The sequence below is a fragment of the Micromonospora sp. AP08 genome, assembly GCF_008085935.1.
In the GTDB taxonomy this organism is placed as follows: Bacteria; Actinomycetota; Actinomycetes; order Mycobacteriales; family Micromonosporaceae; genus Micromonospora; species Micromonospora chersina.
Map to the genome: position 1 here is coordinate 62,288 of NZ_VSEZ01000012.1, position 17,709 is coordinate 79,996.

The window sequence follows — 17,709 nt, forward strand, 5'->3', positions numbered from 1 at the left end:
TACTAGCGCCGTGGAACTTCTGCACTCGGGCAAGGTTCGGGACGTCTACGCCGACGGCGAGGACCTGATCCTGGTCGCCTCCGACCGCATCTCCATCTACGACGTGGCGCTGCCGACCCCGATTCCGGACAAGGGCCGCCTGCTCACCGCGCTGTCGCTGTGGTGGTTCGAGCAGCTGGCCGACCTGGTGCCGAATCACGTCATCTCCGCCACCGACGTGCCGGCGGAGTTCGCCGGCCGGGCGATCCGCTGCCGGCGGCTGGACATGGTCCCGGTCGAGTGCGTCGCCCGCGGCTACCTCACCGGCGGTGGCTTCGTCGAGTACCAGCGCACCGGCGCGGTCTCCGGCGTCGAGCTGCCCCGCGGCCTGGTGGAGGCGTCGATCCTGCCGGAGCCGATCTTCACCCCGTCGACCAAGGCGCCCAAGGGCGAGCACGACGAGCCGATCACGTACGCCGAGGTGGTCGACAAGGTGGGCGCGGAGACCGCCGAGCGGCTGCGGCAGATCACCATCGACGTCTACCGGCGGGGCGCCGAGATCGCCGCCGACCGGGGCATCCTGATCGCCGACACCAAGATCGAGCTGGGCTGGGCGCCGGACGGCACCCTCGTCCTCGCCGACGAGCTGCTCACCTCCGACTCGTCCCGGTTCTGGCCGGCCGAGTCCTACCAGCCGGGCCGCGCCCAGTTCTCGTTCGACAAGCAGTACGTGCGCGACTGGGCCACCGGCAGCGGCTGGGACCGGCAGCCGCCCGCCCCCGAGGTGCCGGCCGAGGTGGTCGAGGCGACCCGGGCCCGCTACGTCGAGGTCTACGAGAAGCTCACCGGCAACCGCTGGGACTGAGTCACTCCACCCAGTCGAGGCGGGAGCGTCCACCGTCTCTCCCCGATCCACCCGTACGATCAACAGACGTGCGTGACATTGCCGTGTTCAGCGGGACCGCCCACCCGGAGCTCGCCGCCGAGATCTGCGCCCACCTCCACGTTCCGCTGCACCCGGTCCGGGTGTCCCGGTTCGCCAACGACTGCCTCGAGGTGCAGTTGCAGGCGAACTGCCGGGAGCGGGACGTCTTCCTCATCCAGCCGCTGGTGCCGCCGGTGCAGGAGCACCTGGTCGAGCTGCTGCTCATGATCGACGCGGCCCGTGGCGCGTCCGCCGGCCGGATCACCGTGGTGCTGCCGCACTACGCGTACGCGCGGTCGGACAAGAAGGACGCCCCGCGCATCTCGATCGGCGGGCGGCTGGTCGCCGACCTGCTCACCTCGGCCGGCGCGCACCGGGTGCTGGCCATGACCCTGCACTCGCCGCAGGTGCACGGCTTCTTCAGCGTCCCGGTGGACCACCTGCACGCGCTGCGCGAGCTGGCCGCCCACTTCAGGGGCCGGGACCTGAGCAACACCGTGGTGGTGTCGCCGGACCTGGGCAACGCCAAGGAGGCGGCGGCGTTCGCCCGGATGCTCGGCACCCCGGTCGCGGCGGGCGCGAAGCAGCGGTTCAGCGACGACCGGGTGCAGATCAGCGCGATCATCGGCGACGTGGCGGATCGGGACGTCATCGTGCTGGACGACGAGATCGCCAAGGGCAGCACGGTGATCGAGCTGATGAGCCACCTGCGTGAGCGGAAGGTCCGCTCGATCCGGCTGGCCTGCACCCACGGCCTCTTCTCCAGCGGCGCGCTGAAGCGGCTGAGCGAGCAGGACGGGGTGCTGGAGGTGGTCTGCACCAACACGGTGCCGATCCCGGAGGAGAAGCGGGTGCCGAAGCTGGAGGTGCTCTCGGTGGCGCCGGCCCTGGCCGAGGCCATGCGGCGGATCCACAACGGCGAGTCGGTGAGCGCCCTCTTCGGCTGAAGCGGCCCGCCGCCGTCCGGATGCCGGCCGGGTCAGCCGTCGAACGGGTGGGTGACGCGCCGGGCGGCCAGCGCTGTGGTGATCCGGACGACTGTGCCGGCCGCGCCGGTCTCCACCGCCATGGTGTCGCTGAGCTCCCGGGCCAGCCAGAGGCCCCAGCCGCCGGCGGTGTCCGGGGCGGGCCGCGCACGGTCGCTGAGCCGCCGCGCGCTGATCCCGTGACCGTGGTCGGTGACCTCGCAGACCAGCTCGCCGGCGCCGCGCCACAGCCGCAGCCGGCCCTGCCCGCCGCCGTGCCGGACCGCGTTGGTGATCAGCTCGTTGACGGCCAGCACGAAGTCGTCGAGCCGCTGCCCGGCCAGCCCCGCCGCGTGCGCGCACGAGGTGACCGAGTGTCGGAGCTCGGTCACCTGGGCCTGGGTGAAGGCCTCGGCGATGAGGACGGAAGGTTCGATGGGCACAACCGTACGCGGTGCGGGGGGTTCTGCGTTTGTCATGGCCCCGTCCCGGCGATGGATCTCGGTCGTTTTCGCGGCATTTCCACCGTACGTCGGGGTTTCTCGCGCCGCACCTCCCGGCCCGGCGGTGCACGGCTGTGGCAGGGTGTCGCGCATGCCGTCGTCCCCGGAGGGCCTGGAGGTCCCGCTCTGGCGGTCCATCGCGGTGTTCCGCTTCGCCTCGCTGGCGTACGTGGGGGTGCTGGTCCTCCGGGATGCCCACCGCTACGCGCACCCGGTCGCCGCCGGCGGCGTTCTCCTGGGGATGCTGGCCTGGACCGGGGTGACCACGGCCGGCTACGGGCGCCCGGCCGGACGGCGCTGGCCCCTGCTCCTGGCCGACCTCGGCGTGGTGCTGGCGATCATGCTGGCCACGCCGTGGGTGATCGGCCGCGCGGCGCTCTCCTCCGGCGTGCCCACCCTGACCGTCGCCTGGCTGGCCGGGCCGGTGCTGGCCTGGGCGGTCTCCGGCGGCCGGCGGCGCGGCGCGGTGGCCGCGCTGGTGCTCGGCGTGGCCGACCTGGCCACCCGGGAGCGGATCGGCCAGTCCTCGCTCACCGGGGTGATCCTCCTGCTGCTGGCCGGCGTGGTGGTGGGGCACGTGGCCCGGCTGGCCGTGGAGGCCGAGGCGCGGCTGCAACGCGCGGTGGAGCTGGAGGCGGCCACCCGGGAGCGGGAGCGGCTGGCCCGGGACATCCACGACTCGGTGCTCCAGGTGCTGGCGCTGGTGCGGCGGCGCGGCGCCGACCTGGACGGCGAGGCCGCCGAACTGGCCCGGCTGGCCGGCGAGCAGGAGGCCGCGCTGCGCGCGCTGATCGGCCGGGCGGGCGCCGCGCCGGACGGGGCGGGCGACGCCCGGGACCTGCGCGACCTGCTCGACCGGTACGCCTCGACGACCGTGCAGGTGGCCGCGCCGGCCACCCCGGTGCCGCTGCCGGGGCGGGTGGCCGGCGAACTGGCCGCCGCGGTCGGTGCGGCGCTGGACAACGTGACCCGGCACGCCGGCGGGCGGGCCTGGGTGCTGATCGAGGACGAGGGGGAGACGGTGACCGTCTCGGTACGCGACGAGGGCCCGGGAATTCCGGACGGGCGGCTGGCCGAGGCCGCCGCGCAGGGCCGGCTCGGGGTGGCCCAGTCCATCCGGGGCCGGGTGGCCGACCTGGGCGGCGAGGTGCGCATCCTCTCCGGCCCGGGCACCGGCACCGAGATCGAGCTGACCGTGCCGCGGAGCGGCCGGTGAGCATCCGGGTGATGGTGGTCGACGACCACCCGATGTGGCGGGAGGGCGTCGCCCGCGACCTCACCGAGGCCGGGCACGTCGTGGTGGCGACCAGCGGGGAGGGGCGCCAGGCGGTCCGGGTGGCCGCTGCGGCCCGCCCCGACGTGGTCGTGCTCGACCTGCAACTGCCGGACGTCTCCGGCGTCGAGGTGGTCCAGGGGCTGCGCGCCGTCCTCCCCGAGGTGCGGGTGCTCATGCTGTCGGCCAGCGGCGAGCCGCAGAGCGTGCTGGACGCGGTCAAGGCCGGCGCCACCGGTTACCTGCTGAAGTCGGCGGCGCCGGCCGAGTTCCTGGACGCGGTGCGCCGCACGGCGGCCGGCGAGCCGGTCTTCACCCCGGGCCTGGCCGGGCTGGTGCTGGGGGAGTACCGCCGGCTGGCCGCCGCGCCGCCCGCCCCGCACGACGACGCACCCCGGCTCACCGAGCGGGAGACCGAGGTGCTGCGTCTGGTGGCGAAGGGGCTGTCGTACAAGCAGATCGCCGAACGCCTCGGGCTCTCGCACCGGACGGTGCAGAACCACGTGCAGAACACGCTCGGCAAGCTCCAGCTGCACAACCGGGTCGAGCTGACCCGGTACGCGATCGAGCGGGGCCTGGACGGCTGAGGCTCAGCTCGCCTCCGGCGGCCGGGTCTCGTGGACGGCCAGCTCCTCCGCGGTGGCCCCGCCCCCGGCCGCGCCGGCGTCGTAGGCGACGTTGTCGGTCTCCTGGTCGGTGCGCGCCCCCTCGTCCGGCTCGACCAGCCGCCCCACCTGGTGGTCGGCGACCGTGCCGAGCTGGCCGTGGTCGTAGATGGAGACCGGGGAGTGCGGGTCGGAGGTCGGGCCCGGGTCGATCACGTCGGCGTCGAGCTGGGCCTGCGCGGCGGCCTCCTCGCTGTCCGCCTCGGCCGCGATGTCCGGGTCGACCGGGCCGGCCAGCGGGTCGTCGGCGGGCCGCTCGTACTGCTCGCGCTGGAGCTTGTAGTCCAGCGACTCGCCGTCGAGCTGCTCCTCGGCGGTGGTGCCGAAGCGGTCCACGGCCACCGGGGTGCGGTCGGCGGGCAGCGGGGCCGGCTCCGGCCCGTCCGCCTCGCGTCCGGTCAGCACGTCGTCGTTGGCGCTGGAGTCGTCGTCGGCGGTGTCCGGCAGGCCCTCCGCCTCGGGGTCGGACACGGGGGTGGGGTACTCGTCGTCGCGCATGACCGGGAACTACCCACTGCGCTCGCCGGATTAACCGCAACCGGCGGGGTGGATCGGGAGGAACGGGGCCAAAAGGGGCCTCAGCCGCGGAGCGGGGCCTCGTCCTCGGCGTGGAGCACGCACCAGACGACCTTGCCGTCCGGCACCGGCGTGCTGCCCCAGCGCCGGGCCAGCGTGTCGATGAGCAGCAGCCCCCGGCCTCCCGTGGAGGTGAGCGGAGCCAGCCCGGCGTACGCCGGCCGCCGGTGGGAGTGGTCCCGGACCGCCAGGTGCAGGGCGCTGTCCCGGGGCGCCACCCGGACCGTCATGGGCGTCCCGGTGTGCGCCACCACGTTGTTGACCATCTCGGTGACCGCGATCGTGGCCGGCTCGGCCAACTCGGGCATGTTCCACCGGGCACAGCCGTCGACGACCAGTGCCCGCGCCTCCCGGGCCGCCGCCACGACCGGGGGCAGGTCGGCGCTGAGCACCGCGGCCAGCGGCGCGTCGCGCAGCGCGGCCTGCGCCGCGTCGAGGGACCGGTGGACCGGCGCGGCGCCGCCCGGCCGCCCGGCCGGGTCCAGCACCAGCAGGCCGGCGGCCGGCCAGTCGGCCGCCACGCGGTGCGCCTCGTCGAGGACGCCCCGGGCCGCCGGATCGGCGATCCGCACCCCGGACAGGTCGACGATCACCGCCCCCGGCCGCTGCCACAGCCGGGCGAGCAGCGCACCCCGGACGGCGTCGAGCCCGGCCAGGTCCAGCACGCCGGTCAGCCGGATCACGGCGGAGGACTCGTCCGTCTCCACCAGGCAGCGCACGTCCGTCGGCATGATCGTCCCATTGTGCATGCCCGCCCCCCGGCGCGCATCAGTCCGGTCGGCGGGACTCATCAGCGGTCCGCCCGGGAACGCCGGCTCATCGCCGCCACGGTGCCGACGGCCGTGCCGGCCGCCGCCAGGCCGAAGGCCGCCGTCAGCCGGATCAGCTGCGCCCGCCGGCCCTGCCACCCGTCGGTCCGCTCGGCCGCCGCGTCGGCCCGGAACACGTTGCCGGTGGCGTCCAGGCGTACGCCCGGGCCGAACTGGGTGCGCGCCGTGTACCAGCCGAGCACCCGCTCGGCCAGCGCCGGGGCGAGCCGCCACTGGAGCCCCATGAGCCGCGCCGCGCCCCCGGCGTACGCCTCCCGCCGCGGCCGGCGCAGCAGCCGGACGATCGTCTCGGCCACCATCTCCGGCGGGTAGACCGGTGGGGGCGGGGTCAGCTCCCGGCCGGTGTGGTTGGCGGCGTGCCGGAAGAACGGGGTGTCGATGCTGGCCGGCAGCACCGTGCAGAGCGAGACGTGGCCCCGGCCGGTGACCCGCAGTTCCTGCCGGACCGTGTCGGCCAGCCCCCGGATCGCGTGCTTCGTGGCGTTGTACGCCGACTGGTACGGCATGGCCACCTCGGCCAGCACCGAGGCGTTGTTGACCAGCACCCCGCCGCCGGCCGCCTCGAGCCAGGGCAGCGCCGCCCTGGTCCCGTACACGGTGCCGAGCAGGTTCACCTCGACCACCCGGCGGAACTCGGTCACCGGGATCTCGTCGAAGAGCCCCACGGTGCCCACCGCCGCGTTGTTGACCCAGGCGTCGATCCGGCCGAACTCGGCCGCCGCCCGCGCGGCGAGCCGCACCACCGCCTCCGGGTCGGTCACGTCGGTCGGCACGACCAGGGCCTGCCCGCCCAGTTCCCGGCAGCGGTCGGCGACCCGGCGCAGCGCCTCCTCGCTCCGGGCGGCCAGCACCACGTCGGCGCCCCGGCGCGCCAGGGCGTACGCGGTGGCCGCACCGATCCCGCTGGAGGCGCCGGTGATCACGACAGTGGCGTCGTCGAGGCTGCGGGTGAGAGGCATTCTCCGCCGGTACCCCCGGTCCGGCCGGGTCATGCCGGCGGAGTTGCCCGGATCACGGTTGCCGAGGGTCCGGGCGGGGCAGATTGCCACGAACCCGACCGGGCAGCGCTGTCCCATTCGTGCGACGGTCCGCCGGGCGGGCTCCCGATCTGCCAGGTTTCGGCGCACCGGGGTCTGGTTAATGGGACCCTCTGACCGGAGGACCCCACCGCTCGCGAGAACGCATGGAGGTGCACCATGCGCGTCGGCCTTGTGTGCGCGCACGCCGGCCCGTCCGTCGACGGTCCCACCGTCGGGACGCACCAGCACATCGCGCGGGTGGCGGCCGAGCTCGCCGCACGGGGCCACGACGTCCGGGTGTACGAGCGCCGCGACGCGCCGGACCAGGAGTCCGTCGACGTGGACGGCTACCACCTGGAGCGCGTCCCGGTCGGCCCGCCCGCCCCGCTGCCCACCGCCGAGCTGGTGCCGTACGTGACCGAGTTCGGCCGCTGGCTGGCGCAGCGGTGGTCCGGCGACTGGGCCCCCGAGGTGGTGCACGGGCACTACTGGGTCGGCGGGCTGGCCGCGGCCCACGCCGTCCGCGCGACCGACATCCCGGTGGTGCAGACCTTCCACTCCCTCGGCGTCGAGCAGCTGCGCCACCTCGGCGGGCGGTACGACGGGCCGGGGGAGCGGATCCCGCTGGAACGGGCGTTGACCCGGGCCGTCGACATCGCCGTCGCCCAGTGCAACGACGAGGTCGACGAGCTGACCCGGATGGGACTCCAGCGCACCTCGGTGGCGATGGTGCCGACCGGCGTGGACACCGCGCAGTTCCACCCCGACGGCGAGGCGGCGCCCCGTGACCAGCGGGCCCGCATCCTCTCCGTCGGCGGGCTCGCGCCCGGGCACGGCCAGGAGGACCTGATCCGGGCCATGCGGCTGGTCGGCGACGCCGAGCTGGTGATCGCCGGCGGCCCGCCGGCCGAGCAGCTCGCCAACCACGCCGAGGCGCGCCGGCTGCGCGAGCTGGCCGAGCGGACCGGGGTGGCCGAGCAGGTGAAGCTGGTCGGCGCGGTGCCGCACGACCAGATGGCCACCTGGTACCGCTCCGCCGACGTGGTCGCCTGCACCCCGCACTACTCGTCCGCCGGCCGGGTGTCGCTGGAGGCGATGGCCTGCGGCGTCCCGGTGGTCGGCTACGCCATGGGCGGCATCGCCGACGCGGTGGTCGACGAGGTGACCGGCAAGCTGGTGCCGCCCGGGGACGTGCGCGCGCTCGGGGTCACCCTGCGCCGGATCCTCGCCGACAACGCCGGGCGGTTCGCGTACGGGCACGCCGCGGTGGACCGGGTCCGGTGCAGCTACACCTGGGAACGGACGGCCGGTGCGCTGGAGCGGCTCTACGAGCGGGTGATCGGGCGCCGGAAGCCGGCCGAGGCCCCGGCCCCCGTCGAGGTCGAGGTCGCCGCGGAGCAGCGCGGACCCGTCGAGGCGGCCTGACTCAGCGCCGGGCGCGGACGGCCGAGCCGGCGCCGATCATCGTGGGTTCCCGGTCCCGCGCCACCGCGTGGTGGTGCTGTGGCTCCGCGTAGCGGGTCAGGCCGACCACGGCGGCCAGCGTGGCCAGGAAACCGAGCCCGGCCAGCCACTCCCGGCCCGGCCAGATCCGGTCGTTGAGCAGCAGCAGGCCGACGACCGCCGCGGGCACCGCCCCGGCGGCGTCCATCGCGGCCACCGCGGCCGTGGTCGAGCCGCGCTGCATGGCCAGGCCGAGCAGGAGCTGGCCCACCACCGAGTGGGCGATCAGCAGGTAGAGCAGCGGGTTCCGGACGAACGCCTCCGCCGAGTCGGCCGAGGCGAGCGGCCGGGCCGCCACCGCGGCGGCGGAGAACGCCATCCCGGCCAGCGAACCCAGCACCACGGAGCCGGGCGCGCCGTGCAGCCGGACGGCGAAGAAGCCGAGCACCGCGATCACCCCGAGCGCCACCGCCAGGCCGACCAGCCCGGCGGTGCCGAGCTGCCGGGACGGCGCCGGCTCGGCGGCCAGCACCAGGGCGGTGATCCCGCCGAACAGGAGCACCAGCAGCGCCACCTCGGCGGCCGGTAGCCGCCACTTGAGCACCAGCACGCCGAGCACGGCGGTGACCCCCAGCCCGGCCGCCACGCTCGCCTGGACCAGGAACAGCGGCAGGTCGCGGCGGGCCAGGAAGGCCAGCACGAAGCCCACGACCTGGCAGGTGAGCCCGACCAGGTAGGTGCGGTGACTGGCCAGCCGGAGCAGCAGCCCGGGATCGAAGGTGTGGTGCACGGTGGTCCGCGCCGCGGCCACCGACTGGAGGAGGTTGGCGAAGCCGTACGCGACGATCATCGCCGCGAGGAAGCACCAACCGGAGGAGACCACCTGGCGAGGATAGAGGTTACCGGTGGGTCAGCGCTCGGCTGGCCGGCCGAGCCGGGCCAGGATGTCGTCGTGCAGCGTGCCGTTGCTGGCGATGGCGCTGAGGTCGCCCGCGCCGTCCCCGGCCAGGACCGGGCGCCCGGCCAGGTCGGTGAACGTGCCGCCGGCCTCGGTGACGATCGGGACCAGCGCGGCGACGTCCCAGAGCGACAGTTCCGGCTCCACCATCACGTCCAGCGCCCCCTCGGCCAGCAGCATGTAGCCGTAGAAGTCGCCGTACGCCCGGCTGCGCCAGGCGTCCCGCATGATCTGGAGCACCGGCTCCAGCCGGCCGGCCTCCTCCCAGCCGGTGAGCGAGGAGTAGCAGAAACTGGCGTCGGCCAGGGTGGTCACCCCGGAGACCCGGATGGGCGCGCCGGAGGCCAGGTCGGGGCCCGCGAAGGCGCCCGCGCCGGTGGCCGCCCACCAGCGCCGGCCGAGCGCCGGGGCGGACACCAGCCCGAGCACGGCCCGGTCCCCCTCCAGCAGCGCGATGAGGGTGGCCCAGACGGGTACGCCCCGGACGAAGTTCTTCGTGCCGTCGATCGGGTCGACGACCCAGCGCCGCCCGTCCGGGCCGGTGGCCGGCTGCTCGCCGTACTCCTCGCCGATCAGTCCGTCGCCGGGGCGGTGGGTGGCCAGCAGGGCGCGGATCTCCCGCTCCACGGCGGTGTCCGCGTCGGAGACCGGGGTCAGGTCGGGCTTGGACTCGACCCGCAGGTCGAGGGCGCGGAACCGGGCCGTGGAGAGGGCGTCGGCGGCGTCCGCGAGCCGGTGGGCGAGGGCGAGGTCGTCGGCGTACCCGGTCATGGTCGACACGCTAGCGACGCCCGCGCGGCCGCGGGCGGCGGGTGGCCGGGGTTCCGCCGGTCAGGAACCGGCGAGCGGGTCGCCCGGGTTCCGCTCCGGCTCGCGCGGATCGCCCTCGCCGCTGCGGGAGGCCAGCAGCCGGCGGTACGAGGCCAGCCGACGCGGGTCGGCCTTGCCGCCGGCCACCCAGGCGTCCAGCGCGCAGTCCGCCTCCTCGGCGGTGTGCTGGCAGTTGGCCGGGCAGTCGACCGTCGCCTCCACCAGGTCCGGGAAGCCGTGCAGCAGGCTCTCCGCGGAGACGTGGGCCAGCCCGAAGCTGCGCACCCCCGGGGTGTCGATGATCCAGCCCGGATCGCCGTCGGCATCCGGCTGCGGGGGCAGCCGGAGCGCCACGGCGCTGGTCGAGGTGTGCCGGCCCCGGCCGATCGCGCTGACCGTGCCGACCGCCCGGTCGGCCTCCGGGACGAGGCGGTTGACCAGCGTCGACTTGCCCACCCCGGAGTGCCCCACCAGCACCGACACCCGGCCGGCGAGCAGCGCGCGCAGCGCGGCCAGGTCCGAGTCCGGCCGGATCAGCACGTACGGCAGCTCCAGCTCGGTGTAGTAGCCGAGCACCGCCTCCGGGCCGGCCAGGTCGGCCTTGGTCAGGCAGAGCAGCGGCTCGATGTCGGCGTCGTACGCGGCCACCAGGCAGCGGTCGATGAACCCGGTGCGCGGCGGCGGGTCGGCCAGCGCGCTGACGATCACGAGCTGGTCGGCGTTCGCCACGACCACCCGTTCCAGCCGCCCCTCGGCCGTCGTGGCGTCGTCCTCGGCGGTGCGCCGCAGCACCGAGCGGCGCTCGGCGATCCGGACGATCCGGGCCAGCGCGCCGGGGGCGCCGGAGGTGTCGCCGACCAGGCTCACCCGGTCGCCCACCACCACCGACTTGCGGCCCAGCTCGCGGGCCCGCATGGCGGTGACGGTCGGGTCGTCCGGCCCGGCGTCCGGGAACACGCAGGTGTAGCGACCCCGGTCGACGGCGATCACGAACCCGTCGACGGCGTCCTCGTGGCGGGGCCGGGTGCGCGTACGCGGGCGCGACGACCTGCCGGGTCGGACCCGGACGTCGTCCTCGTCGTACTCCCGCCGCTTCGTCGCCAGGACGTCCCCCCGTCAGCTCTTGCCGGTCACCATCCCCGACCATAGTGCCGGGAACTCCGGCATGGTCTTCGAGGTGCACGAGACGTCGTCGACCTCGATGCCGGGGACGGCCAGCCCGGCCACCGCGGCGGCGTGCGCCATCCGGTGGTCGTCGTACGTCCGGAACGTCCCGCCGCGCAGCGGGCGGGGGCGGATCTCCAGCCCGTCGGTGGTCTCGGTGAGGTCCGCGCCCAGCGCGGTGAACTCCTTCGCCAGCGCGGCGACCCGGTCGGTCTCGTGCCCCCGGATGTGGCCGACGCCGGTCAGCCGGGACGGGGAGTCGGCGAGCATGGCCAGCGCGGTCAGCACCGGGGTCAGCTCGCCGACGTCGGAGAGGTCGGCGTCCAGCCCGCGGACCCTGCCGGTGCCCCGCACGGTCAGCCCGGCGGTGCCCAGCGTCACCTCGCCGCCCATCCGGTGCAGCAGCCCGCGCAGCTGCTCGACCGGCTGGAGGCTGCTGCGCGGCCAGCCCTGGAGGGTCACCTCACCGCCGGTGACCAGGGCGGCGGCGAAGAACGGCGCCGCGCCGGAGAGGTCCGGTTCGATCTCCCAGCCCCGCCCGCTCAGCGGGCCGGGCTCGACCGTCCAGACGTCGGGGGTGGTGTCGTCGACCGCGGCTCCGGCGGCGCGCAGCATCTGCACGGTCATCCGCAGGTGCGGCGCGGACGGCACGGGCGGACCCTCGTGCCGGACCACCACGCCCCGGTCGAAGCGGGGCCCGGCCAGCAGCAGCCCGGAGACGAGCTGGCTGGAGGCGGAGGCGTCGATGACCACCTCGCCGCCGGTGACCCGGCCGGCGCCCTGGACGACCAGCGGGAGGCTGCCGGTCGGCGGGGCGTCGATGCGGACGCCGAGGGAGCGCAGCGCGCCGATCAGCGGGCCGAGCGGGCGGGTCCGGGCGTGCGGGTCGCCGTCGAAGGTGACCCGGCCCTCGGCCAGGCCGGCAACGGGCGGCAGGAACCGCATCACCGTGCCGGCCAGGCCCACGTCGACGTGCGCGGGGCCGACCAGCGGATGCGGCCGGACCAGCCAGCGGTCGTCGTCGGAGATCGACATGTACGCGCCCAGCGCGCGCAGGCCGCCGGCCATCAGCTCGGTGTCCCGGGCCCGCAGCGGCCGGTCGAGCGTCGACGGGCCGCTGGCCAGCGCGCCGAGCACCAGGGCCCGGGCGGTCATCGACTTGGAGCCGGGCAGGCGCAGCGTCGCGGCGACCGGGTCGCTCGCGGTCGGCGCGGTCCACGGCTGCGGCGGCCGGGTCGCGGTCAGATTCCCCACGCTCACATTCTGCCAACTCCGCGGGCCGGTGGAACCGGGCGTCGCGCCCGCTCCCGGTTGGCGGGACAGCCGGAACGCCGGCGGCGGGTTAGCGTTGGCGCCATGTGCGGGAGGTACGCGACGACCCGGAGCGCGGGGGACCTGAGCGCGCTGTTCGAGTCGTCCGACTCCACCGGCGGGGTGGGGCCCGACTTCAACGTGGCGCCGACCGATCCCGTGCCGCTCGTCCGGCTGGCGCCCGAGGGCCACCGGCTGCTCTCCGTCGGCCGCTGGGGGCTCGTCCCGCACTGGTCGCGCACCGCCGCGGGCGCCGCCCGCATGATCAACGCGCGGGTGGAGACGGTCGCCGCGAGCCGGGCGTACGCCCCGTCGTTCGCCCGCCGGCGCTGCCTCGTTCCGGCCGACGGCTGGTACGAGTGGGTCCGGCAGGCCGACGGCCGGCGGCAGCCCTACTTCATGACCCCGCGTGACGGCTCGGTGCTGGCCTTCGCCGGCATCTGGTCGGTCTGGGACCCGGACGGCGAGGCCCGGCTCACGTTCAGCGTGCTGACCACCGCGGCGGTCGGCGAGCTGGCCGAGGTGCACGACCGGATGCCGCTGCTGCTGCCCCGGGAGCGCTGGGCGTCCTGGCTCGGCCCGACCGACGAGCCCAGCACGCTGCTCGCGCCGCCGGCTCCGGAGTGGCTCGCCGGGCTGGAGATCCGGCCGGTCTCCCCGGCGGTCGGCGACGTCCGCAACGACGGCCCGGAATTGACCGCCCGGGTCCCGCTGGCGCGTGCGGAGGCCGACACGGAAATGACGTTGTTCTGATCACGCTCAGCACATTGTCGTGTGCTGATTTGCCGGGGTTGCGCCTGAAACGTCGCCCGGCCGTTTAGCCATGTTTACCGAAGACCCTTGTCCCCGCCTGCGCAAGTGCGATAGAACACAGCGCCGGTGGTGGGCGTCTGTTCGCACGGGGCGGATGACACCCATCGATCTTTCATGATCTTTGCCGGTCCCACGGGGGAGGTGGGTGTATTGACACGGGCACGTATGCCCCGCCCGCACGAGGTGGCCGCCGCGCGGCGAGATCCGCGACTGCTGCGGGCCCTGCGCGAACGGCGCCAGGACGAGGCGTGGCGGACCAGAGGAACCTGTCAGAGCGTGGACCCGGAGACGTTCTTTCCGGCACCCAACGAACCGGCCGACGCGGCCGTGGCGCTCTGCCGCGGTTGCGACGTCCAGGGGTCCTGCCTGGCCTGGGCGCTGGAGGTGGGCGACTGCCACGGCGTCTGGGGCGGCACCACGCCCCGCGAGCGGCGGGCCATGCTGGTCGCCTGGCGCAGCGAGGTGCAACCGGACCCCGACGCGGTCGACGAGGCCGGCCCGCCGGTCCGTGACCGCCTTCTCACATTGGTGCCATCGGGCTGATTTCCGTTCCGCCGTCGCCCGCGTTCCCGCCATCGGGGGCGCGGGCGACCGCATTTCTCCACCTGACGGCCGGCGCGGCCGGCGCCGCCCGCAGAATGGGCCGGTGCGGCACAGCGACGAGATCGGGACACCCCGCGGACCGGCCCGCGTCCACACCGACCTGCCGGCGGCCGGCGGCGCCACCGTGCTGGTGCTCGGCCACGGGGCGGGCGGCGACGTGGACGCCCCGGACCTGGTGGCGGTCCGGGACGCGCTGGTCGGCGCCGGGGCGGGCGTGATCCGGGTGACCCAGCCGTACCGGGTGGCCCGCCGGCGCGCCCCCGCCCCGGCGGGGCACCTCGACGAGGCGTGGACGGCGGTGCTGGCCGAGCTCCGCTCCCGCCACCCGGAGGCGGCCCGCTGGCTGGTCGGCGGCCGGTCCAGCGGCGCCCGGGTGGCCTGCCGCACGGCGCACACCGTCGGCGCGGCCGGCATCGTCGCGCTGGCGTTCCCGCTGCACCCGCCCGGGCGCCCGGAACGGTCGCGGGACGGGGAACTGCGCACCGGCCTGCCCACGCTGGTGGTCAACGGCGACCGGGACCCGTTCGGGGTGCCCGAGCCGGGTCCCGGCGTCGAGGTGGTGACCCGCCCGGGGGAGCGGCACGACCTCCGCGGCGACCCGGCGGCCACGGCCGCCGTCGTCCGCGACTGGCTCCGCGACCGCGGCTGGCTCCCCGCCTGACCGTGGCTCCCGGGCCCGCGACCTCGGGCGCCGGGCGGGGCGACACGCGGCGGCGGCGCCGGGGCGGCGTGACCGTCGGTGGCGGCGGGTCGTTGCTACGGATGGTGTCGGGCGTCCGGTTCGGGCGTCCGGGGCCACCCTCCCAGGCCCTTCCTGGTCCCAGCGTCGGTCGCGGCCGAGGCCGGGACCGGGAACGGGTGGGGCGGTGACGGAATGTCCCGCCCCACGGCGCGCGTTACTACCTCCGGATGACATTTCCAGCCGAGGGGGGTGACCGGTGCCGACCGAGACACGGAGCCGGGAGCGGGACGAACGGGACGCGCGGCAGCTCAGGCAGCTGCTCGACGCGCCGGAGTGGCCCGCGGGGGCGACGACGGTGAGCACCGGCACAGAGTCCGGAAGTGAATCTGCCGACAGGTGGGTACGCGTATCCTCGGCGAGAAAGCATCCGACGCGAGGGGACGTGCGGTTGACGACCGAGAAGACGGACGAGCGCAGGGCCCGCTTCGAGCGGGACGCGATGCCCTTCGTCGATCAGCTCTACGCTGCCGGGCTGCGGATGACCCGCAACCCGGCGGATGCCGAGGACCTGGTCCAGGAGACGTACCTGAAGGCGTACGCCGCCTTCCACCAGTTCGAGCAGGGCACCAACCTGAAGGCCTGGTTGTACCGGATCCTGACGAACACCTACATCAACTCCTACCGCAAGCGGCAGCGCCAGCCGGTGCAGGCCCCCACGGACGAGATCACCGACTGGCAGCTCGCCGAGGCGGAGTCGCACACGTCCAGCGGGCTGCGCTCGGCGGAGACCGAGGCGCTGGACCGGCTGCCGGACAGCGACGTCAAGGAGGCCCTCCAGCAGTTGCCGGAGGAGTTCCGCCTGGCCGTCTACCTGACCGATGTCGAGGGCTTCTCCTACAAGGAGGTCGCCGACATCATGGGCACGCCGATCGGCACCGTCATGTCCCGGCTGCACCGGGGCCGTCGTAATCTGCGCAAGCTGCTCGAGCAGTACGCGGCGGAGCGGGGCTTCAGCGCCGCGCCGTCGAAGGGTTCGACCGCCGCTGCCGGCCGGGAGGTGTGACCGTGAGCTGTGGACAGCCGCATGAGACGGACTGCCGCGAGGTGCTGGCGGAGGTCTACCTCTACCTGGACCTGGAGTGCGGCGAGGACCGCCGCGTCCTGATCCGGGAGCACCTGGAGGAGTGCGGGCCCTGCCTGCGCGAGTACGGCCTCGAACAGGAGGTGAAGGCGCTGGTCGCCCGCTGCTGCGGCAACGAGACCGCGCCGGAGCAGCTGCGCGAGCGGCTGCGGGTGCGCCTGACCGAGCTGGTGGTCTTCGAGACCACCGAGTCCCGCGAGCTGGCCGATTGACGGCGGCGGGAACGAGCTGAACACACCGGTGGCCCGGGTCCGTGCGGACCCGGGCCACCGGTGTGTCCGGCCCCGGGGGCCGGCTCCTCGCTGATCCGGGATCAGGAGTTGGGGCGCTTGCCGTGGTTGGCGCCGCTCTTCTTCCGGGCCTTCTTCTTGCGGGCCTTCTTCGCCATGCTCTGCCTCCTTGTGCTGGTCACGGTCCGGCCGCGGGCGAGCGCGGCGGAGGTCGCGTACCGGTTCCCGGGCGCCGGGAACCGACGGCGCTGATGCTAGTGCCGACGGCGGTGCCCGGGGACCGGTGGGGGCGGATCCGGCGTGCCGGGCGCGCTGTGCCGGACGTGAGCGGAGTCATGATTGGATACCGTTCGCAGGAAACCGGTCGAGAGGGAGGGCCCGAAGATGGCCGAGGAGATCCGCGCCGAGATGGTGGCGAACGTCTGGAAGGTCGTCGCGTCGGCCGGGGACACCGTGTCCGAGGGCGACACGCTGGTCATCCTGGAGTCGATGAAGATGGAGATCCCGGTCATCGCCGAGTCCGACGGTGTCGTGCAGCAGATCGCGGTCAACGAGGGCGACGTCGTGCAGGACGGTGACCTCATCGCGGTGATCGGTTGAGCGGCCTCCTGGTCCGCCGGGCCGAGCCGGCGGACTTCCCGGCGGTGGCCCGCCTGACGGTCGCCGCGTACGAGGCCGACGGGCAGCTCAAGGGCGAGACCGGCTACGCCCCGGTGCTCGCCGACGTGGCCACCCGGGCGGAGACCGGGGAGGTGCTGGTCGCCGCCGACGAGGTCACCGGCGAGGTGCTGGGCGCCGTGACGTTCGTGCTGCCCGGCACCCCGTACGCCGAACTCGCCGGCCCGGGCGAGGCCGAGTTCCGGATGCTCGCCGTCGACCCCGCGGCGCAGGGCCGGGGCGCCGGGGCGGCCCTGGTCGACGCCTGCGTGGCCCGCGCCACCGAGCTGGGCTGCTCGGCCGTGGTGATCTGCGTACGCAGCGGGCTGGCCCCCGTGGCGCGGCGACTCTACGCGCGGTTGGGCTTCGTGCGGGCGCCGGAGAAGGACTGGAGCCCGGTGCCCGGCGTGGAACTGCTGGGCCTGCGCCTGGACCTCACGCCGCCCGCCTGACCGCACCGCCCTGCCCGCCGGCCCGCCACCGGCCGTCGGCCGGCCCGGGTCAGGACTCGTCGGCGATCTTCGCCAGCAGTTCGTCGGCCACCTCGAGGGCGATCTTCTTGCGCTCGTCGTCGGTGACGCCCGGGGTGCGGACCGCGAACCAGCTGCTGTGCACGGCGAACAGGGTGAGCACGGCGCGCAGCTGGGCGGCCGGCGTGTCGTCGCCCCGGCTCAGCTCGTGTGCCAGCCGCATCATCCGCTCGCGCATCTGCTGGCCCGCGGCGAGGCTCTTGAGCACCGTCTGGTTCTGTTCGAAGAACCGCATGACCGTGGGCAGCTCGCCGGCGAACATCGCGTCCGCGTACCGGCTGATCAGCTCGCGCCGGGTCGCCAGCGTGGCGGGCTGCGTGCCGGCCCACTCGATCAGCTCGTCCATCCGGCGCAGCCGGTCGTCGACGAAGCTGCTGACGATCTCGTCCTTGCTCTTGAAGTGGTAGTAGAGGGCCGCCTTGGTCACGCCGAGCCGCTCGGCGATCTCCCGGAGCGAGGTCTTCTCGTACCCCTGCTCGGTGAAGAGCTCCAGCGCGACGGCCTGAATACGCTCCCGCGTGCCGCCTGTGCTCTCCCTCACCCGTACCACCCAATTCGCTTGACGGTTCCTGGTGTCCAACTTACCGTCCGGCTAGTAAGGTAGCTAGCCGGACGGCAAGTAAGTTGGTCAC

The 17,709-nt window shown here is 74.9% G+C and carries 21 protein-coding genes and 1 pseudogene; 12 read left to right on the forward strand and 10 right to left on the reverse strand.

Annotated features, from left to right (window positions below):
• Window positions 1-10 precede the first annotated feature (10 nt).
• A complete protein-coding gene (locus FXF50_RS20420; protein WP_148430217.1) occupies window positions 11-844 on the forward strand; it encodes a phosphoribosylaminoimidazolesuccinocarboxamide synthase in 834 nt (277 codons plus the stop codon).
• A gap of 68 nt (window positions 845-912) precedes the next feature.
• Window positions 913-1,851: a ribose-phosphate pyrophosphokinase gene (locus FXF50_RS20425; RefSeq protein WP_148430219.1), complete on the forward strand. Its 939-nt coding sequence runs from the start codon at window positions 913-915 to the stop codon at window positions 1,849-1,851.
• Between the two features lie 32 nt (window positions 1,852-1,883).
• On the opposite strand, the gene FXF50_RS20430 is transcribed toward FXF50_RS20425, so the two are convergent.
• Window positions 1,884-2,348, reverse strand: a complete 465-nt coding sequence (locus FXF50_RS20430; RefSeq protein ID WP_148430221.1) for an ATP-binding protein — start codon at window positions 2,346-2,348, stop codon at window positions 1,884-1,886.
• 115 nt (window positions 2,349-2,463) lie between these two features.
• On the opposite strand from FXF50_RS20430, the gene macS reads away from it, so the two are divergent.
• Window positions 2,464-3,588, forward strand: coding sequence for a MacS family sensor histidine kinase (gene macS, locus FXF50_RS20435; RefSeq protein ID WP_148430224.1), 1,125 nt, complete (start codon window positions 2,464-2,466; stop codon window positions 3,586-3,588).
• 11 nt (window positions 3,589-3,599) lie between these two features.
• Window positions 3,600-4,232, forward strand: coding sequence for a response regulator transcription factor (locus FXF50_RS20440; RefSeq protein WP_187399752.1), 633 nt, complete (start codon window positions 3,600-3,602; stop codon window positions 4,230-4,232).
• 3 nt (window positions 4,233-4,235) lie between these two features.
• Here the strand turns inward: FXF50_RS20440 and FXF50_RS20445 are convergent, their stop codons facing one another.
• The 3 genes from FXF50_RS20445 to FXF50_RS20455 form a co-directional block, all read right to left on the reverse strand.
• Complete coding sequence (locus FXF50_RS20445; RefSeq protein ID WP_148430226.1) at window positions 4,236-4,808, reverse strand: DUF5709 domain-containing protein; 573 nt, start codon at window positions 4,806-4,808, stop codon at window positions 4,236-4,238.
• 80 nt (window positions 4,809-4,888) lie between these two features.
• Window positions 4,889-5,617 (reverse strand): ATP-binding protein, encoded by a 729-nt coding sequence (locus tag FXF50_RS20450; RefSeq protein WP_255510125.1) that lies wholly within the window; start codon window positions 5,615-5,617, stop codon window positions 4,889-4,891.
• Window positions 5,618-5,676: 59 nt separating this feature from the next.
• Window positions 5,677-6,675, reverse strand: a complete 999-nt coding sequence (locus tag FXF50_RS20455) for an SDR family oxidoreductase (protein WP_148430230.1) — start codon at window positions 6,673-6,675, stop codon at window positions 5,677-5,679.
• A gap of 237 nt (window positions 6,676-6,912) precedes the next feature.
• On the opposite strand from FXF50_RS20455, the gene FXF50_RS20460 reads away from it, so the two are divergent.
• Window positions 6,913-8,160, forward strand: a complete 1,248-nt coding sequence (locus FXF50_RS20460) for a glycosyltransferase (RefSeq protein WP_148430232.1) — start codon at window positions 6,913-6,915, stop codon at window positions 8,158-8,160.
• Here FXF50_RS20460 and FXF50_RS20465 read toward each other — a convergent pair.
• From FXF50_RS20465 to aroA, 4 genes and pseudogenes are all read right to left on the reverse strand, one after another.
• Window positions 8,061-9,028, reverse strand: a pseudogene (locus tag FXF50_RS20465) (hypothetical protein). The gene FXF50_RS20460 and the pseudogene FXF50_RS20465 overlap by 100 nt on opposite strands.
• A gap of 60 nt (window positions 9,029-9,088) precedes the next feature.
• Window positions 9,089-9,907: a histidinol-phosphatase gene (gene hisN, locus FXF50_RS20470; RefSeq protein WP_148430236.1), complete on the reverse strand. Its 819-nt coding sequence runs from the start codon at window positions 9,905-9,907 to the stop codon at window positions 9,089-9,091.
• Between the two features lie 60 nt (window positions 9,908-9,967).
• Complete coding sequence (gene rsgA, locus FXF50_RS20475) at window positions 9,968-10,903, reverse strand: ribosome small subunit-dependent GTPase A (protein ID WP_148430449.1); 936 nt, start codon at window positions 10,901-10,903, stop codon at window positions 9,968-9,970.
• Window positions 10,904-11,062: 159 nt separating this feature from the next.
• A complete protein-coding gene (gene aroA / locus FXF50_RS20480; protein WP_148430238.1) occupies window positions 11,063-12,364 on the reverse strand; it encodes a 3-phosphoshikimate 1-carboxyvinyltransferase in 1,302 nt (433 codons plus the stop codon).
• Between the two features lie 102 nt (window positions 12,365-12,466).
• Here aroA and FXF50_RS20485 point away from each other — a divergent pair, with 102 nt between their 5' ends.
• The 5 genes from FXF50_RS20485 to rsrA all read left to right on the forward strand — a co-directional run bounded on the left by FXF50_RS20485 (window position 12,467) and on the right by rsrA (window position 15,872).
• Entirely contained in the window at window positions 12,467-13,174 is a 708-nt protein-coding gene (locus FXF50_RS20485; protein ID WP_148430240.1) for an SOS response-associated peptidase, read from the forward strand.
• 210 nt (window positions 13,175-13,384) lie between these two features.
• The gene (locus FXF50_RS20490; RefSeq protein ID WP_148430242.1) at window positions 13,385-13,777 is read left to right on the forward strand and encodes a WhiB family transcriptional regulator; all 393 of its coding nucleotides are present in this window, start codon (window positions 13,385-13,387) and stop codon (window positions 13,775-13,777) included.
• A 103-nt stretch (window positions 13,778-13,880) separates the two neighbouring features.
• On the forward strand, window positions 13,881-14,498 hold the full coding sequence (locus FXF50_RS20495) for an alpha/beta family hydrolase (protein WP_148430246.1): 618 nt from the start codon (window positions 13,881-13,883) through the stop codon (window positions 14,496-14,498).
• Window positions 14,499-14,775: 277 nt separating this feature from the next.
• Window positions 14,776-15,582 carry a sigma-70 family RNA polymerase sigma factor gene (locus tag FXF50_RS20500; protein WP_148430248.1) on the forward strand — a complete coding sequence of 269 codons (807 nt, stop codon included), beginning with the start codon at window positions 14,776-14,778 and terminating at the stop codon, window positions 15,580-15,582.
• A 2-nt stretch (window positions 15,583-15,584) separates the two neighbouring features.
• Window positions 15,585-15,872 carry a mycothiol system anti-sigma-R factor gene (gene rsrA / locus FXF50_RS20505; protein ID WP_148430250.1) on the forward strand — a complete coding sequence of 96 codons (288 nt, stop codon included), beginning with the start codon at window positions 15,585-15,587 and terminating at the stop codon, window positions 15,870-15,872.
• Between the two features lie 101 nt (window positions 15,873-15,973).
• Here rsrA and FXF50_RS30295 read toward each other — a convergent pair whose 3' ends face one another.
• Complete coding sequence (locus FXF50_RS30295) at window positions 15,974-16,048, reverse strand: 50S ribosomal protein bL37 (RefSeq protein ID WP_369700219.1); 75 nt, start codon at window positions 16,046-16,048, stop codon at window positions 15,974-15,976.
• A 226-nt stretch (window positions 16,049-16,274) separates the two neighbouring features.
• On the opposite strand from FXF50_RS30295, the gene FXF50_RS20510 reads away from it, so the two are divergent.
• Entirely contained in the window at window positions 16,275-16,490 is a 216-nt protein-coding gene (locus FXF50_RS20510; protein ID WP_089012714.1) for a biotin/lipoyl-binding carrier protein, read from the forward strand.
• A complete protein-coding gene (locus FXF50_RS20515; RefSeq protein WP_148430252.1) occupies window positions 16,487-16,999 on the forward strand; it encodes a GNAT family N-acetyltransferase in 513 nt (170 codons plus the stop codon). Before FXF50_RS20510 ends, FXF50_RS20515 begins: the two co-directional genes overlap by 4 nt.
• A 49-nt stretch (window positions 17,000-17,048) precedes the next feature.
• Here FXF50_RS20515 and FXF50_RS20520 read toward each other — a convergent pair whose 3' ends face one another.
• Window positions 17,049-17,618 (reverse strand): TetR/AcrR family transcriptional regulator, encoded by a 570-nt coding sequence (locus tag FXF50_RS20520; protein ID WP_148430254.1) that lies wholly within the window; start codon window positions 17,616-17,618, stop codon window positions 17,049-17,051.
• Window positions 17,619-17,709 lie beyond the last annotated feature (91 nt).

Coding starts and splice junctions, on each gene's coding strand:
- FXF50_RS20430 (WP_148430221.1), bottom strand. CDS start 2,348: ATGACAAACGCAGAACCCCCCGCACCGCGTACGGTTGTGCCCATCGAA.
- macS (WP_148430224.1), top strand. CDS start 2,464: ATGCCGTCGTCCCCGGAGGGCCTGGAGGTCCCGCTCTGGCGGTCCATC.
- FXF50_RS20440 (WP_187399752.1), top strand. CDS start 3,600: ATGGTGGTCGACGACCACCCGATGTGGCGGGAGGGCGTCGCCCGCGAC.
- FXF50_RS20445 (WP_148430226.1), bottom strand. CDS start 4,808: ATGCGCGACGACGAGTACCCCACCCCCGTGTCCGACCCCGAGGCGGAG.
- FXF50_RS20450 (WP_255510125.1), bottom strand. CDS start 5,617: ATGCCGACGGACGTGCGCTGCCTGGTGGAGACGGACGAGTCCTCCGCC.
- FXF50_RS20455 (WP_148430230.1), bottom strand. CDS start 6,675: ATGCCTCTCACCCGCAGCCTCGACGACGCCACTGTCGTGATCACCGGC.
- FXF50_RS20460 (WP_148430232.1), top strand. CDS start 6,913: ATGCGCGTCGGCCTTGTGTGCGCGCACGCCGGCCCGTCCGTCGACGGT.
- hisN (WP_148430236.1), bottom strand. CDS start 9,907: ATGACCGGGTACGCCGACGACCTCGCCCTCGCCCACCGGCTCGCGGAC.
- FXF50_RS20485 (WP_148430240.1), top strand. CDS start 12,467: ATGTGCGGGAGGTACGCGACGACCCGGAGCGCGGGGGACCTGAGCGCG.
- FXF50_RS20510 (WP_089012714.1), top strand. CDS start 16,275: ATGGCCGAGGAGATCCGCGCCGAGATGGTGGCGAACGTCTGGAAGGTC.